Source organism: Alistipes timonensis JC136 (genome assembly GCF_900107675.1).
GTDB classification, from domain to species: domain Bacteria; phylum Bacteroidota; class Bacteroidia; order Bacteroidales; family Rikenellaceae; genus Alistipes; species Alistipes timonensis.
This window is the reverse complement of record NZ_FNRI01000012.1, coordinates 18186-33127: the sequence shown is the minus strand read 5'-3', so window position 1 is coordinate 33127 and position 14942 is coordinate 18186. Positions and strand designations below refer to the sequence as shown.

Annotated in this window: 10 protein-coding genes; 5 read left to right on the top strand and 5 right to left on the bottom strand. The window is 61.4% G+C overall.

Annotated features, from left to right (window positions below):
- Position 1 precedes the first annotated feature (1 nt).
- From BLU78_RS13125 to BLU78_RS13110, 4 genes are read left to right on the top strand one after another with little or no spacing between them, the layout of a single operon-like run.
- Positions 2–1324, top strand: coding sequence for a V-type ATP synthase subunit B (locus BLU78_RS13125; RefSeq protein ID WP_010266238.1), 1323 nt, complete (start codon positions 2–4; stop codon positions 1322–1324).
- A gap of 6 nt (positions 1325–1330) precedes the next feature.
- Positions 1331–1939 carry a V-type ATP synthase subunit D gene (locus BLU78_RS13120; protein ID WP_010266237.1) on the top strand — a complete coding sequence of 203 codons (609 nt, stop codon included), beginning with the start codon at positions 1331–1333 and terminating at the stop codon, positions 1937–1939.
- Positions 1940–1947: 8 nt separating this feature from the next.
- The gene (locus BLU78_RS13115) at positions 1948–3774 is read left to right on the top strand and encodes a V-type ATP synthase subunit I (RefSeq protein WP_010266235.1); all 1827 of its coding nucleotides are present in this window, start codon (positions 1948–1950) and stop codon (positions 3772–3774) included.
- Between the two features lie 26 nt (positions 3775–3800).
- Positions 3801–4265 carry an ATPase gene (locus BLU78_RS13110; protein WP_044106733.1) on the top strand — a complete coding sequence of 155 codons (465 nt, stop codon included), beginning with the start codon at positions 3801–3803 and terminating at the stop codon, positions 4263–4265.
- 70 nt (positions 4266–4335) lie between these two features.
- Here the strand turns inward: BLU78_RS13110 and rnr are convergent, their stop codons facing one another.
- The 5 genes from rnr to BLU78_RS13085 form a co-directional block, all read right to left on the bottom strand.
- Positions 4336–6576 (bottom strand): ribonuclease R, encoded by a 2241-nt coding sequence (gene rnr / locus BLU78_RS13105; protein WP_010266231.1) that lies wholly within the window; start codon positions 6574–6576, stop codon positions 4336–4338.
- The gene (locus tag BLU78_RS13100; protein WP_010266229.1) at positions 6576–7688 is read right to left on the bottom strand and encodes a M20 family metallopeptidase; all 1113 of its coding nucleotides are present in this window, start codon (positions 7686–7688) and stop codon (positions 6576–6578) included. Before BLU78_RS13100 ends, rnr begins: the two co-directional genes overlap by 1 nt.
- Before the next feature lie 183 nt (positions 7689–7871).
- Positions 7872–8828, bottom strand: coding sequence for a methylenetetrahydrofolate reductase [NAD(P)H] (gene metF / locus BLU78_RS13095; protein ID WP_010266227.1), 957 nt, complete (start codon positions 8826–8828; stop codon positions 7872–7874).
- The gene (gene metH / locus BLU78_RS13090) at positions 8825–12436 is read right to left on the bottom strand and encodes a methionine synthase (protein ID WP_010266225.1); all 3612 of its coding nucleotides are present in this window, start codon (positions 12434–12436) and stop codon (positions 8825–8827) included. The genes metF and metH overlap by 4 nt, the downstream gene beginning before the upstream one ends.
- Entirely contained in the window at positions 12437–13252 is an 816-nt protein-coding gene (locus tag BLU78_RS13085; protein ID WP_010266222.1) for a glutaminyl-peptide cyclotransferase, read from the bottom strand.
- Between the two features lie 253 nt (positions 13253–13505).
- Between BLU78_RS13085 and BLU78_RS13080 the strand changes: the two genes are divergently transcribed.
- Positions 13506–14831 carry a trigger factor gene (locus BLU78_RS13080; RefSeq protein ID WP_010266220.1) on the top strand — a complete coding sequence of 442 codons (1326 nt, stop codon included), beginning with the start codon at positions 13506–13508 and terminating at the stop codon, positions 14829–14831.
- The last annotated feature ends 111 nt before the right edge of the window (positions 14832–14942 follow it).

Below are 14942 nucleotides of genomic sequence, written 5' to 3'. Positions count from 1 at the left end.
CATGACAACACGAGCATTTCAGAAGATATATACCAAGATTGACAACATCACCAAGGCTACCGTGACGCTGCGTGCCACGGGCGTCGGCAACGACGAACTGGCCACCGTCGGCGGCAAACTGGCGCAGGTGGTGAAGATTATGGGCGAGAACGTCACGCTGCAGGTTTTCGCGGGTACCGAAGGACTGGCCACCGATTCGGAGGTCGTCTTCCACGGCGAACCTCCCAAGCTGCGCGTTTCGGACAACCTCGCCGGGCGTTTCTTCAACGCCTACGGCGAACCGCTGGAGGGCGGCGAGATCATCGAGGGCGAGGCCCGCGAGATCGGCGGCCCGACGGTGAACCCTTTCCGGCGTATCCAGCCTTCGGAGCTGATCGCCACGGGTATCGCCGGCATCGACCTCAACAATACGATCGTGACGGGACAGAAGATTCCGTTCTTCGCCGATCCCGACCAGCCCTACAACGCCGTGATGGCCAACGTGGCCCTGCGCGCCAAGGCCGACAAGATCATCCTCGGCGGTATGGGACTTACGAACGACGATTTCCTCTATTTTAAAAGCGTCTTTGAAAATGCGGGCGCTCTGGACCGCATCGTGTCGTTCGTCAACACCACGGAGAACCCGCCCGTCGAGCGTCTGCTCGTTCCCGACATGGCGCTGACCGCCGCCGAGTACTTTGCCGTCGACAAGGGCGAAAAGGTGCTGGTGCTGCTGACCGACATGACGCTTTACGCCGATGCGCTGGCCATCGTGTCGAACCGTATGGACCAGATTCCGTCGAAGGACTCGATGCCCGGTTCGTTGTATTCGGACCTGGCCAAGATTTACGAAAAGGCCGTGCAGCTGCCCAACGGCGGCTCGATCACGATCATCGCCGTGACGACCCTTTCGGGCGGCGACATCACGCACGCCATCCCCGACAATACGGGTTACATCACCGAGGGACAGTTGTTCCTGCGCAACGACTCCGACACGGGTAAGGTCATCGTCGACCCGTTCCGTTCGCTGTCGCGTCTGAAACAGCTCGTGATCGGCAAGAAGACCCGCGAGGACCATCCGCAGGTGATGAACGCCTGTGTGCGCCTGTACGCCGATGCCGCGAATGCCAAGACCAAGCTGGAGAACGGTTTCGACCTCTCGGATTACGACGAGCGCACGCTGAAATTCGCCTTCGACTATTCGGAGAAACTGCTGGCCATCGACGTCAACATCGAGATCACCGAGATGCTCGACACGGCGTGGGGACTCTTTGCGAAGTACTTCTCCAAGGAGGAGGTCGCCATCAAAGAGGAGCTCATCAAAAAATACTGGAAGGAGGCCTAATCCGCAATGGCAATCAAATTTCAATATAACAAGACCTCGCTCGGCGACCTCGGCAAACAGCTGAAAATGCGCCAGAAGGCCCTCCCTACGATCAAAAGTAAGGAGTCGGCCCTGCGCTCCGAGGTGAAGAAGGCGAAGGACTCCGCAAGCGATTACCGCCGCCGGCTCGATGCCCTGAAGGCCGAGTACGACTATATGGTGTCGCTCTGGGGAGAGTTTGATTGTGACCTCTTGCGCGTCGTCGATATCGATTTGTCGGTACAGAAGATCGCGGGTGTGCGCACCCCGGTCCTGCAGGATGTGAAATTCGAGGAGAAACCCTACGACCTGTTCTCCTCGCCGGTGTGGTTCGCCGACGGAGTCGATATCCTCAAGCGCATGGCGCAGCTGGGCATCGAGTTCGAGGTGTACAACCGCAAGACGGAACTGCTGGATCATGCGCGCCGCAAAACCACTCAGAAGGTGAACTTGTACGAAAAGGTGCAGATACCCGGGTACGAGGACGCCATACGCAAGATCAAACGCTTCATGGAGGATGAGGAGAACCTCTCCAAGTCGGCCCAGAAGATCGTGAAAACCAAACAGCAGGCCGCCGGGGAGGGCGTGATGTTATGATAGCCAAAATGTCGAAATACGACTTTGTGCTCTATGCGGCGCAAAGCGAAGATTTCATCGAGAAGCTGCGCGGACTCGGCCTGGTGGACATTACCACCACGGGCTGGGAACCCTCCGAGGAGGACCGCCAACTGCTGCTCGACATCGAGGGTCATACGAAAGCCGCGGAGTTCCTGAAGAACTTCCGGGCCGGGGAGGGCCGCTTCGACGCGAAGGCGAAAGCGTTTGCGTCGGGTGAGGAGGCTTACGAACACTATGTCGCCGCACAGCGCGAGGCCGCCGCACTCAACACCGAGATCGGACGTCTGGAAAAGGCCGCCGAGGAGTTGCGCCCGTGGGGAGCCTTCGACGTGGAGCGTACGAAGAAACTCGCCGACCGGGGCATCGTGCTGCGCTATTTCTTCACCCAGCGCAACACCTTCGACAAGATGCTGTCCGAATGGTCGGAGAGCTATACGATTTCGGAGGTCAGCCGCACCGATGCCATGGTGTGGTTCGTCGTCGTGGCGAAGCCCGGCGAGGAGGTGACGCTCGACGCGCAGGAGATGAAGACCCCGGCAATGGATATCCGCGAGGCGGAGCGCCGCATCGCCGAAGCCGGGAAGAAACTCGGAGCCCTCGACGCCGAATTTTCGCGCGTGGCCGCTTCGGAGGAGCTGCTCGCAGAGCATGCCTGCTCGCTGAAGGAGCGTTTGCAGGGCGTGCAGGTGACGGCTACGGCGCAGGAGGCCGCCGACGGCACGCTGGTCGTCATGGAGGGCTGGGCCGAGAAGGAGACTTCCGAGCGGGTCGACGCCCTGCTGGAAGAGTATCCCAACGTGGTCTATCTCAAAAGCGACCCCACGCCCGAAGACGAAACGCCCGTGAAACTGAAGAACGGCTGGTTCGCGCGCAATTTCGAGCTGGTGGGCGACATGTATGCCCGGCCGAAATACGGCACGATGGACCTCACGCCTTTCTTCGCGCCGTTCTACGTGCTGTTCTTCGGCATCTGCCTGAACGACGCCGGTTACGGAGCCATCCTGGCCCTGATGGGGGCTTTCATGCTGTATAAGTTCCGCAAGCCCGGCATGATGCGCCGTGCGGCGTGGTTCGCCACGATGTGCGGTTTGTCGACGGTCGCTTTCGGCCTGTTCTGCGGCTCGTTCTTCGGAATCAACATGAACACGTGGTTCCCCTCGGTGAAGTTCTTCGATTTCCAGGGGCAGTTCTTCTCCATCGCGCTGGTCATCGGCATCGTGCAGATACTCTTCGGTATGACGCTCAATATCTGGATGACCGTCCGCAGTTTCGGCCTGAGCCGTGCGCTCGGGCAGTTGGGGTGGTTCATCATGCTCGTTTCGTGCTGCCTGGCCATGGGCCTGCCGATGGCGGGGCTCGCCATTCCGGGATTCACCTCCGGGTCGGCAGCCTTCTACATCGCACTGGGCGTCGGGGCCGTGCTGATGCTTTTGCTGAACGATCCGAAGCGCAATCCGCTCGTCAATCTCGGCGCGGGGCTGTGGGACCTTTACAACAACATTACAGGGCTGCTCAGCGACGTGCTGTCCTACATCCGTCTGTTCGCTATCGGACTTTCGGGCGGTGTGCTGGCGCTGGTGTTCAACACGCTGGCGGCGGGTTTCGTGCCCGAAGGCTCGGGGATCGTGGTGCGGCTGCTGGTGATGATTCCGATTCTGCTGATCGGCCACGGCATCAACCTGTTCATGTCGACCATTTCGTCGTTCGTGCATCCGCTGCGTCTGACGTTCGTCGAGTTTTACAAGAACGCCGGTTTCGAAATGGCCCCGCGCAATTTCGATCCCATCCGTAAAATGAATGATACTAACGAATAAATAACAATTAAAAAACTCAACTCATTATGGAAACAACAGCATTGGTATTGGCTTACGTCGGCGTAGCGCTGATGGTGGGCCTGGCAGGTGTCGCCTCGTCGATCGGCACCGCCATTACGGGTCAGGCCGCAGTAGGGGCCATGAAGAAGAACGGCGGAGCTTTCGGTAGCTACATGATTCTTTCGGCGCTTCCGGGTTCGCAGGGTCTCTACGGTTTCGTCTGCTTCTTCCTGGTGCAGAAGGGCCTGACGGCTCCGACGCTGGTGCAGGGCGCCGCTATCTTCGGTGCGGGTCTGCTGGTCGGTATGGTTAACCTCGCGGCTTCGGTTTATCAGGCCAAGGTCTGCGCCAACGGTATCGCAGCCATCGGCAACGGTCACGACGTGATGGGTAAGACGCTGATTCTCGCGGCTTTCCCCGAGCTGTACGCTATTCTGACGGTGGCCGCCACCTACCTGATCGCCACGCTCGACGGAGTGAACCTCTTCTAAGAAGGGGAACGCCCGCATGCAAAAAGGGAAGCCCGAAGGGCTTCCCTTTTTGCATACACGGTGTATTGGATTACTTTCCCTTGCGGCGCGACGATGTGCGGACCTTGGGGCCTTTGCCGCGGCTTTCGGACGACGCGGCGGCGCGTCGTGCGGCGGCTTTGGGCAGCAGCACCTCGAAGTCGAGCTGACGTTTTTGCAGGTTGGCGCGCTTCACGCGGATACGCACCGGACTGCCCAGCGTCAGGCGAATGCCCGTCGAGCGGCCGATGATCTCGTACAGTTGTTCGTCGAACTGGAAGAAATCGCCCTCGATGTCCCGCAGGAACGACATGCCCTCGATGTGGGTTTCGTCCAGTTCCACGTAGACGCCCCACTCCGTGAGACCCGAGATGTGCCCCTCGAACTCCTCGCCGATGTGCTCCTTCATGAATTCGACCATCTTGTATTTGATCGAGGCGCGTTCGGCCTCGGCGGCCACCACCTCGCGGTCCGAAGCCCGTGCGCAGAGGTCTTCCAGCTCGGTCTTGTCAGCCGACTTGCCGCCCGCGAGGTATCGCGCCAGCAGGCGGTGGACCATCATGTCGGGATAGCGGCGGATGGGCGAGGTGAAGTGCGTGTAGTAAGGAAAGGCCAGTCCGTAGTGGCCGATGTTGTCGGTCGTATAGTAGGCCTTGGCCATCGAGCGAACGGCCATCGTCGAGACGGCGTTTTCCTCGGTGGTGCCTTTGATCTGTTTGAAGAGTTTGTTCATCTCCTTGGCCACGGCGCGGCCCTTCGTGGCTTTGAAGATATGCCCGAAGCGGAGGATGAACTGGCGGAAGCGGTCGAGTTTCTCCTCGCTCGGGGAGTCGTGCACGCGGTAAACCATCGTGCGCTCCGCAGTGCGGCCGCTCTCGGTCCTGCGTTTGCCGCAGAATTCAGCCACGCGGCGGTTGGCCAGCAGCATGAACTCCTCGATCATCTGGTTCGATTCCTTCTGCTCTTTGAAATAGACGCCCAGGGGTTTGCCGTTCTCGTCGAGGCGGAATTTCACCTCCTCGCGGTCGAACGAGATCGCACCGTTTTTGAACCGCTCCGCCCGCAGCGCTTGTGCCAGCCGGTTGAGGGTCAGCACCTCTTCGGCGTAGTCCCCGCGTCCCGTCTCGATAATCTCCTGCGCCTCGGCGTAGGTGAACCGGCGGTCGGAGTGAATGACCGTGCGGCCGAACCACTCCTCGAGGATGTCGAGGTTTTCGTTGAGGGTGAAGACCGCCGAGAAGCAGAGGCTCGTTTCATGGGGACGCAGCGAGCAGAGTTCGTTCGAGAGCCGCTCGGGGAGCATCGGCACGGTGCGGTCCACCAGATAGACCGACGTGCCGCGTTCCACGGCTTCGTCGTCGATCACCGAATGGGGCCGCACGTAATGGGTCACGTCGGCGATGTGCACGCCGATCTCCCATACGCCGTCCTTTATTTTGCGCACCGACAGCGCGTCGTCGAAGTCCTTGGCGTCGGCCGGGTCCACCGTGAACGTGGTGACCTGCCGGAAGTCGCGCCGTTCGGCGATCTCCCTGCCCGTCACCCGGGCGTCGATGGCCTCGGCGGCCTCTTCGATCTCGGGTTCGAAACGGTAGGGCAGTTCGTACTCCGCGAGGATGGCATGCATCTCCGTATCGTTGTTGCCGGCCATGCCCAGCCGCTCGACCAGTTCGCCCACGGGGCTCTTGCTCCCGGGCTGCCAGTCGACGATGCGGACCACGACCTTTTCGCCGTCCCTGACATCGGGCCACGTGCGCTTCGAGAGGTAGATGTCCATGGGCATGCGGCGCGAGTCGGCCCGGACGAAGATCTGGTGGAGTCCCACCTCGGCCACGCCCACATAGGGCTTGCGGTTGCGCTCGATGATTTTGGTGATTTCGCCCTCCATCTGCCCGTTGCGGCCGCGGTGCATCACCACGACCTCCACACGGTCGCCGTTCAGGGCGTTCGCCGCGTTGCGCTGGTTGACGAATATGTCGGCCTCGAGCCCCTCGACCTTCACGTAGACCGAACCCGAGGGGGCCATGTCGGCCACACCCTCGTAGTGGGGCAGGTGGTTCTGGGTGAGGCGGTATTTTTCGCGGGCGCACTCCTCGACGATGCCCTCTTCGAAGAGCCGGTCGAGAATTTCGAGCGTTTCGCGGCGTCCCTCTTTCGTGGCGCCTCCCGATGCTGAAGCCAGGTGCTTCAGCGAGAATTTATTGTTGGGAAATTCACGGAGCAGGCTCAGTATCACCGATGTGCGGTCCGTTTTCCGGGCTCCTTTTCCGGAGCGTTGGTTTTGTTTTTTCATTATTTTTCCAAAATTTGCAGGGCCAGTCGGCGCATGAAGCCGATGCCCACGTCCAAGGCCCCTTCGTCGGGTGAGAACGTCGCCGTATGGGGCCGTCCGGCCGCGGCGCCCACGCCCAGCCGGTAGAACAGCGACGGATATTGTTTGCAGTAGAATCCGAAATCCTCGGCCGTGGTCCGCAGCGGCAGCATCTCCACCCCGAGCCCTTCGGCCCGGGCCAGCGCGACGGCCTTTTTGACCAGCGTTTCGTCGTTCACCACGCAGGGATAGCCGCGGCCGATCTCCACGTCGGTCTGCACGCCGTGGCGTTTGTCGATGTCCGCCGCGATGATCCCGATGCGGCGGTGGATGATCTCGCGCTCCCGCTCGTCGAACGTGCGCAGCGTTCCCTCCATGTACACCTCGTCGGGCACGATGTTCGTCGCCCCGCCGGCCTCCACGCGGCCGATCGACAGCACGCACTCCTCGCCGTTGAGCGCGATGAGACGCGTCAGCAGTTCGGCGCCCGCCGCCACGGGGTCTTTGAGTTGTCGGCGCATGGCCCCGTGACCGCCCGTGCCGTGTATGCGGAAACGCAGTTCGTCGCTTGCGGCCATGTATTTTCCGGCCCGGAACCCGAGAGTCCCGACCTCCAGTTGCGGTTCGACGTGCTCGCCCGCCACAGCCCGCACGTCGTATCCGTCGAACGGTTTTTCGGCCAGCACCAGCGACGCTCCGCCGGGATTGCACTCCTCGCCCGGCTGGAACAGCCCGAAGAGCGTGCCCCGGAAATCGGGCGCCGCGGCGAACTCTTTCAGGACCCCGAACAGCACGGCGGCGTGCATGTCGTGGCCGCAGGCGTGCATCACGCCCTCGTTCTGCGACCGCCATTCGCAGGCGTTCTGCTCGGCGATGGGCAGGGCGTCGGTGTCGGCGCGCAGGACGACGGCGCGCCGGTCGCCGGCGGGCGTCTTGCGGCCCTCGATGCGGGCCAGTACGCCGGTGGACGCGATCCGGCGGTGTTCGATGCCCAGCTCCGTGAGCTGCTGTTCGATAAATGCCGCCGTGCCGTGCTCCCGGAACGAGAGTTCGGGATGCGCATGCAGGTGACGCCGAAATTCGACAGGATTCATTTTTTTAATTGATAATTAACCATGAATAATTAAGAAATACCCCGTCATTGCGAGGCATCGCAGATGCCGCGGCAATCGGCTGACAAGTCGTATGGCCGCGGGGCCTGCGCAGATTCCCACGCTCACATGCGTTCGCTCGGAATGACGAAAAAAATTATTCATTACTCGATTTTTCATTTTTAATTAGAAAATCGTGTTGACGATTTTCTGTATGTTCGTCGTGCGGCTCATCGTGTAGTAATGCAGGACGGGCACGCCCGCGGCCATCAGTTCGCGGCTCTGGGCGATGGCCCATTCGGTACCCACTTCGCGCACGTCGTCCGGATGCGCCTTTGCCTCGCGCACCAGCTCTTCGGGCAGCTCCACGCCGAACGTCTCGGGCAGGATTTCCAGGTGGCGGAGTGTCGAGATGGGTTTGATGCCGGGGATGATCGGCACGTCGATCCCCGCCTCGCGGCAGCGGCGCACGAAGTCGAAGTATTTGCAGTTGTCGAAGAACATCTGCGTCACGACGTATTCGGCCCCGGCGTCGATCTTGGCCTTCAGGCGGACGATGTCCGAGGTGATGTCGCGGGCCTCGGCGTGCACCTCGGGATAGCCCGCCACGCCGATCGAGAATTTCGAATGGTGGCACTCCTCGACCTCGCCGTCGATGAATTTTCCGCGGTTCATGTCCGCGATCTGGCGCACGAGGTCCACGGCGTGTGCGTGTCCCTGGGGGTGGGGCATGAAGCGTTTTTCGTTCTGCGACTTGTCGCCGCGCAGCGCCAGCACGTTGTGCAGCCCGAGGAAGTCCATGTCGATGAGCGTGTCCTCGATGTCGTACTTCGACAGCCCGCCGCAGATCAGGTGCGGAACCACCTCCACGCCGTACCGGTGCTGGATAGCCGCCGAGATGCCGACCGTCCCGGGACGGCGCCGCACGACGTGCCATTCGATGCTGCCGTCCTCGCGCTCGGTCTCTTTGATCCCCTCGCGGTGGAACGTGATGTTGACGTAAGCCGGGTCGAGGGCCATCAGCGGCTCCACGGCGGCGAATATCTTCTGCATGCCGTCCCCTTTGAGCGGCGGCAGCAGTTCGAAAGCAAAGCGGGTGCGCCCGGCGGCGACCGCTTCGTTGATGATATCTACGACGTTCATACGTTGTTCGGTATAATCTTTTTGACGGTTTCGGCCTCCATCCCGCGGCGGTCGGCGTACTCTTCCAACTGCTGCGCGTCGACGGTTCCGACCGAGAAGTAGTCAGCGTCGGCCAGCATCAGGCCGCACAGCGCTTCGCCGGGGTCGATCATCCAGTTTTCGGTCAGCCGCATGCCGGTCGTCACCTCGGCGGCCAGCAGGTCGAAGGCCTCGCGTTTGAGCGAGTGGTCGGGCGTTGCCGGGTAGCCGAAAGCCATGCGGCGGCCGCGGTACTCGCCGCGGACGACCTGCTTCGGGGCGGGCGGTTCGCCCGTCTCGTAGCCCCACATCTGCCGGCGTACGAAGGTGTGCACTGCCTCGGCGAAAGCCTCCGTCAGCCGGTCGGCCAGCAGTTTGGCCATGATTGCCGAATAGTCGTCGCCTCCGGTGCGGAATTTCTCCGTGAGCTCTTTCAGCCCGATGCCGGCCGTTACGGCGAAACAGCCGATCCAGTCGTCGGCCGGGGCGATGAAATCGGCCAGCGAGCGGTTCTCCTGCCCGCGTGTCTGGTTGCGGAGCATCGGGAAGCGTTTTTCGCGCCCCTTGGCGTCCGTCACCCAGATGTCGTCGCCCTCGGAGCGTGCCGGGAAGATGCCCACGACGCCCTGCAGGGTCAGCAGCCGTTCGTCGCGGATGCGCGCCAGCAATGCCTGCGCGTCGTCGAAGACCTTGCGGGCCTCGGCGCCCCGTTCGGGATGGTCCAGTATCTCGGGATAGCGCCCTTTGAGCCCCCACGCCGGGAAGAAGAAGTTCCAGTCGATGAACGGCTCGGCGTCGGCCACGTCGAAATCCGGGAAGACCATGCGCCCCGGATGGAGCGGTTTTACGGGTTCGTGCGGTGCGGTGCTCCGGTTTTTGCGCGCCTCGGCCAGCGGCACGAGGTCGCGTATCCGCAGCTGGCGGGCATAGTCTTCGCGCATCGCCTGCTGGTCGGCCTTTATTTTGTCGGTGTAGAGGTCGCCGTCGGGACCCAACAGCTGCGCGAGAATCTGGCTGTTGCGGCTGGCGTTCGCGGAGTGGATCACCGCTCCCGAATAGACCGGGGCGATCTTCACGGCCGTATGGAGGTCGGAGGTCGTCGCGCCGCCGATGATGACCGGAATGCGCAGCCCGCGGCGCTCCAGCTCCGCGCAGACGTGGGCCATTTCGTCGAGCGACGGCGTAATCAGGCCGCTCAGGCAGATGCTCTGCGCACCCCATGCCACCGCTTCGTCGACGATGCGCTCCGATTCGACCATGACACCCAGGTCATTGATTTCATATCCGTTGCAGGCCATCACGACCGCCACGATATTCTTGCCGATGTCGTGCACGTCGCCTTTCACGGTGGCGATCAGCACCTTTCCGGCGTTGTGTGCAGCGCTGTCCGAGCCCTGTTCGATGTAGGGCGTCAGGGCCGCCACGGCGCGCTTCATCACGCGGGCGGTTTTCACGACCTGGGGCAGGAACATCTTGCCTTCGCCGAACAGCGTTCCGACCCGCTCCATCGCCGGCATCAGCAGGGTGTCGATTACGGCCATCGGACTGCCCAGCGTCTCGTAACCCTCCAGCGCATCCTGCTCGATGTAATCCGTCACGCCTTTGAGCATCGCGTAGCCGATGCGTTCCCCGAGCGTCCCCGTGCGCCATGCGTCGGGGGCCTGCGGTGCTGTTTCGGCCGTCTGCCGTACCTCCTGGGCATATTCCGTGAGCCGCTCGGCGGCGTCGGCCCGGCGGCAAAGAATCACATCCTCGATCCGTTCGAGCAGTTCGGGCTCGATCTCGCTGTATACGCGGACTAACTGCGGGTTGACGATGCCCATGTCCATCCCCGCGCGGATGGCGTGGTAGAGGAACGCCGAGTGCATCGCCTCGCGTACGGCGTTGTTGCCGCGGAAGGCGAACGAGAGGTTCGACACGCCGCCCGAGACCTTCGCATGGGGCAGGTTCGCTTTGATCCAGCGCGTGGCGTCGATAAAGGCTTTGGCGTAGCCGTCGTGTTCGGGAATGCCCGTCGCCACGGCCAGCACGTTGGGGTCGAAAATAATATCTTCCGCCGGAAATCCGTTGTCGGTCAGCAGTTTGTAGGCTCGCGCCGCCACCTCGGTCTTTCGTTCGAAGGTGTCGGCCTGTCCCCGCTCGTCGAAGAGCATCACCACGGTGGCCGCGCCGAAGCGGTGAATCTCCCCGGCCCGGCGCAGGAACTCCGCTTCGCCCTCTTTGAGCGAGATGGAGTTGACGACGGATTTGCCCTGCGTCACTTCGAGCCCGGCCGCGAGCACCTCCCATTTCGACGAGTCGATCATCACCGGCACGCGGGCGATCTCGGGTTCCGAGGCCATCAGGTTGAGGAACGTGCGCATCGCCGCGGGGCCGTCGATCAGCCCGTCGTCCATGCAGACGTCGACGATCTGCGCCCCGGCGTCGACCTGTGCCCGGGCCACCGAAAGGGCCTCCTCGTAATTTCCCTCGCGGATCAGCCGGGCGAATTTGGCCGACCCGGCGACGTTCGTGCGCTCGCCGATGTTGATGAAGTTGGCTTCGGGGACGATCCGCAGCGGCTCCAGACCGCTCAGCACCGTCGTATGGCGGGGTTTGGGAAGGGGCCGCGGGGCGTATTGCCCGGCGATCTTCGACAGTTCGAAAATGTGTGCGGGGGTGGTGCCGCAGCATCCGCCCACGATGTTGACCACTCCGCGCCGCAGGTACTCGCCGACATCCGCGGCGAACATTTCGGGCGTCTCGTCGTAGCCGCCCATCACGTTGGGAAGCCCGGCGTTGGGGTGTGCCGAAATGCGTGTTTCGGCCGCTGCCGCCAGCCGTTCGAGGTAGGGCAAGAGCTGCCGGGCTCCGTAGGCGCAGTTGAGACCTATGGACAACAAGTTTGCATGCGACACCGAGGCGGCGAATGCCTCGACGGTCTGTCCCGAGAGGGTGCGGCCGCTGGCGTCGGCGAGCGTTCCCGAAACCATCACGGGGATCGCGCGGCCCAGCTCCGCGCAGAGCGTGTCGATGGCGTAGAGGGCCGCCTTGGCGTTGAGCGTGTCGAAGACCGTTTCGACCAGCAGGATGTCCGCGCCGCCGTCCATGAGGCCCCGCGCCTGGTCCGAATAGGCTTCGGCCAACTGCGCGAAGGTCACTTCGCGGGCCGCGGGATTCGCCACGTCGGCCGACATCGAAGCCGTGCGGTTCGTGGGACCCATCGAGCCCGCCACGAAGCGGGGTTTCTGCGGGTTGCGGGCCGTGAATTCATCCGCCGCACGGCGGGCCGTTTCGGCCGCGGCTTTCGCCATTTCATAAGCCAGCCCCTCCATGCGGTAGTCGGCCAGCGACACGGCGTTGGCGTTGAACGAGTCGGTCTCGATGATGTCGGCTCCCGCCTGCAGGTATTTTTCGTGGATTTCGCGCACTACATCGGGGCGCGTCAGCACGAGCAGGTCGTTGCACCCTTTCAGTTGCACCGGCCAGTCGCCGAAGCGTTCGCCGCGGTAATCCTCCTCCTGCAGTCCGTAGCCCTGGACCATTGTCCCGAAGCCGCCGTCGAGCAGCAGAATGCGTTTTTCCAGTTGTTCGTATAGCGTCGTTGCCATTTATTGCTCGATTATTTCTATTTCGTAGAGTTTCGGCCAGTTCTTGCCCGTCACGAAGATCCGCTTCCCGGCGTCGTCGTAGGCGATGCCGTTCAGTACGTCGGTCGTCGGAGCGACCTCCTCTTCGGGCAGGATGCCCGTCAGGTCCACGACGCCCTCCACGATGCCCGTCGCGGGGTCGACGATCACGATCTGGTCGGTGGTGTAGACGTTGGCCCATATCCTGTCCCCGATCCACTCCAACTCGTTGAGGTAGTTGACCGGAGTCCCCTGAAAGGTCACCGTCACGCGCTTCTCGCGGCGGAACGTCGCGGGATTCACCGTGTAGATCGTGGCCGTGCCGTCCGACATGTAGAGCTTCTCGCCGTCGGTCGTGAGACCCCAGCCTTCGCCCGGATAGCGGTGGTCGCGGATTTTTCGTAACTTTCCGTCCTCCAGCGAATATACGTGTGCCGTATTGGACTGCCAGGTGAGCTGGAAGAGTTCGTCGCCCACGCGGGCGATGCCCTCGCCGAATTCCGAACGGGGCAGGCGCGCCAGCACATTGGTCTTACCCGTCGTGAGGTCTATGGTCTGCACCCGCGATTCGCCGTGCTGTCCCGTTCCCTCCCACAGCAGTCCGCCGTCGTAGTACAGCCCTTGGGTGTAGGCCGCCGTCGAGTGGGGATAGGTCGCCACGATGCGGTAGGTGTATGTTTTGGGCTGCGCATGCGCGGCTGCCGGTGTCGTTTGCGCCGGGCGTTTGGAACGCGCCGCGGAGCCGCCGCACGCCGGGAGCAGCAGCAGGGAAAGCAGGGATATGAAGATCGTTTTCATCGCTCGGGACAAATATAGCTTACAAAGGTACGAAAAAGTTGGATGAGTTCAAAACTGAATGCTGTGCGGTTCGGCAAAACCTCCCGACAGATAATGAGGGTCGTTACGACCCCGAAGGTACGAAAAGCAGACCATATATCATAATTTCACCGTATTATACGAATAATGTCTTGCCGGGAATGGAATAATTTCGTATCTTTGCCTCCCGATTCTGAGCGGAAATACGAAGAATAACAAATATAATTCATTCACTATGAACATTGTAAGAGAACAACGCGGCGAGAATAACTCGCTGATCCGCGTGACTGTCGGCGAGGCGGATTACGGACAGGAGGTCGAGAAGTCCCTGCGCGAGTACAAGCGCAAGGCCAACATCCCCGGCTTCCGTCCGGGCATGGTGCCGATGGGCATCGTTAAGAAGATGTTCGGCAAGGGCGTCGTGGCCGAGCAGTCGTACCGCAAGGCATCGAACGCCGCTTTCGAATACCTCGAGAAGGAGAAGATCGACTATCTGGGCGACGTGATTCCTTCGGAGGAGCAGGGCGATTTCGATTTCGACAACGCCACGGAGTTCGAATTCGTGTTCGAGATCGGCGAGGCTCCCGCTGTCAACCTGGAGCTCTCCGACAAGGATAAGCTGACATACAGCAAGATCAAGGTCGACAAGAAGATGCACGACGACTACCGTTCGAACTACCTGCGCCGTTTCGGCCGTCTGGTGGATGCCGACAAGGTGACTTCGGACGAGGCGCTGACCGTGACGCTCGACAACGGCGAGATGAACGTGGCGGACGCCTACGTGGGTCTGATCTCGATGCCGGAGGAGGATCGCAAACCCTTCATCGGTAAGAAAGTGGGCGCCAAGATGAAGGTCAATCTCAACGACCTCTACAAGAATCCCGCCCAGCGCGCCGCCTGCCTGCAGGTCAAGGAGGACGAGCTGGAGGGCATCAATCCCGAATTCGAGCTGGAGATCACCAAGATCCGCAAGTTCGCCGAGCCCGAAATGAACGAGGAGTTTTTTAAAATGGCTTTTCCGCAGGGGGAGGTTACCGATGAAGCCGGGTTCGATAAGTTCATCGACGCCCAGATCGAGGGCGAGCTGCGCCGCGAGAGCGATTACCTCTTCACGATGCAGCTGCGCGATTACCTCGTGAAGAAAGCCGGGCTGAAGATGCCCGAAGCATTCCTCAAACGCTGGCTCTACACCATCAACGAGGGCAAGTTCTCGATGGAGGACATCGAGAAGGATTTCGACCAATTCCTGAAGATGTTCACCTGGAACTACCTGCAGAAGCACTTCATCAAAGCTGGCAACCTCTCGGTGACGAAGGAGGAGGCGCTGGCCGAGGCCAAGGCGCTGGCTGCCGCGCAGTTCGCACAGTACGGCATGCCGTCGGCCCCGGACGAGATGCTGGCCGACTACGCCGAGAAGATTCTCGCCGACAAGGATCAGGGCCAGAAGATTTACGAGAAGCTCTACGAGGTGAAGGTCGTCGAGGATGTCAAATCGAAGATTAAGGTGACGGAAAAAGCCGTATCTGCCGACGATTTCGCTAAAATGGCGAAGGAGCTTTAAGATTCGCGGATTTTTATGTATCTTTGGACTTTGCAGGCGTGATGTTTGCAAAGTCCTTTGTGCCTTGTGCTTTAAGAAAGCACTCTTTGGGGCGGTTGTGAGTTCTCGCGT

Coding starts and splice junctions, on each gene's coding strand:
- BLU78_RS13100 (WP_010266229.1), bottom strand. CDS start 7,688: ATGAATCCTGTCGAATTTCGGCGTCACCTGCATGCGCATCCCGAACTC.
- BLU78_RS13125 (WP_010266238.1), top strand. CDS start 2: ATGACAACACGAGCATTTCAGAAGATATATACCAAGATTGACAACATC.
- metF (WP_010266227.1), bottom strand. CDS start 8,828: ATGAACGTCGTAGATATCATCAACGAAGCGGTCGCCGCCGGGCGCACC.
- BLU78_RS13110 (WP_044106733.1), top strand. CDS start 3,801: ATGGAAACAACAGCATTGGTATTGGCTTACGTCGGCGTAGCGCTGATG.
- metH (WP_010266225.1), bottom strand. CDS start 12,436: ATGGCAACGACGCTATACGAACAACTGGAAAAACGCATTCTGCTGCTC.
- rnr (WP_010266231.1), bottom strand. CDS start 6,576: ATGAAAAAACAAAACCAACGCTCCGGAAAAGGAGCCCGGAAAACGGAC.
- BLU78_RS13085 (WP_010266222.1), bottom strand. CDS start 13,252: ATGAAAACGATCTTCATATCCCTGCTTTCCCTGCTGCTGCTCCCGGCG.
- BLU78_RS13080 (WP_010266220.1), top strand. CDS start 13,506: ATGAACATTGTAAGAGAACAACGCGGCGAGAATAACTCGCTGATCCGC.
- BLU78_RS13115 (WP_010266235.1), top strand. CDS start 1,948: ATGTCGAAATACGACTTTGTGCTCTATGCGGCGCAAAGCGAAGATTTC.
- BLU78_RS13120 (WP_010266237.1), top strand. CDS start 1,331: ATGGCAATCAAATTTCAATATAACAAGACCTCGCTCGGCGACCTCGGC.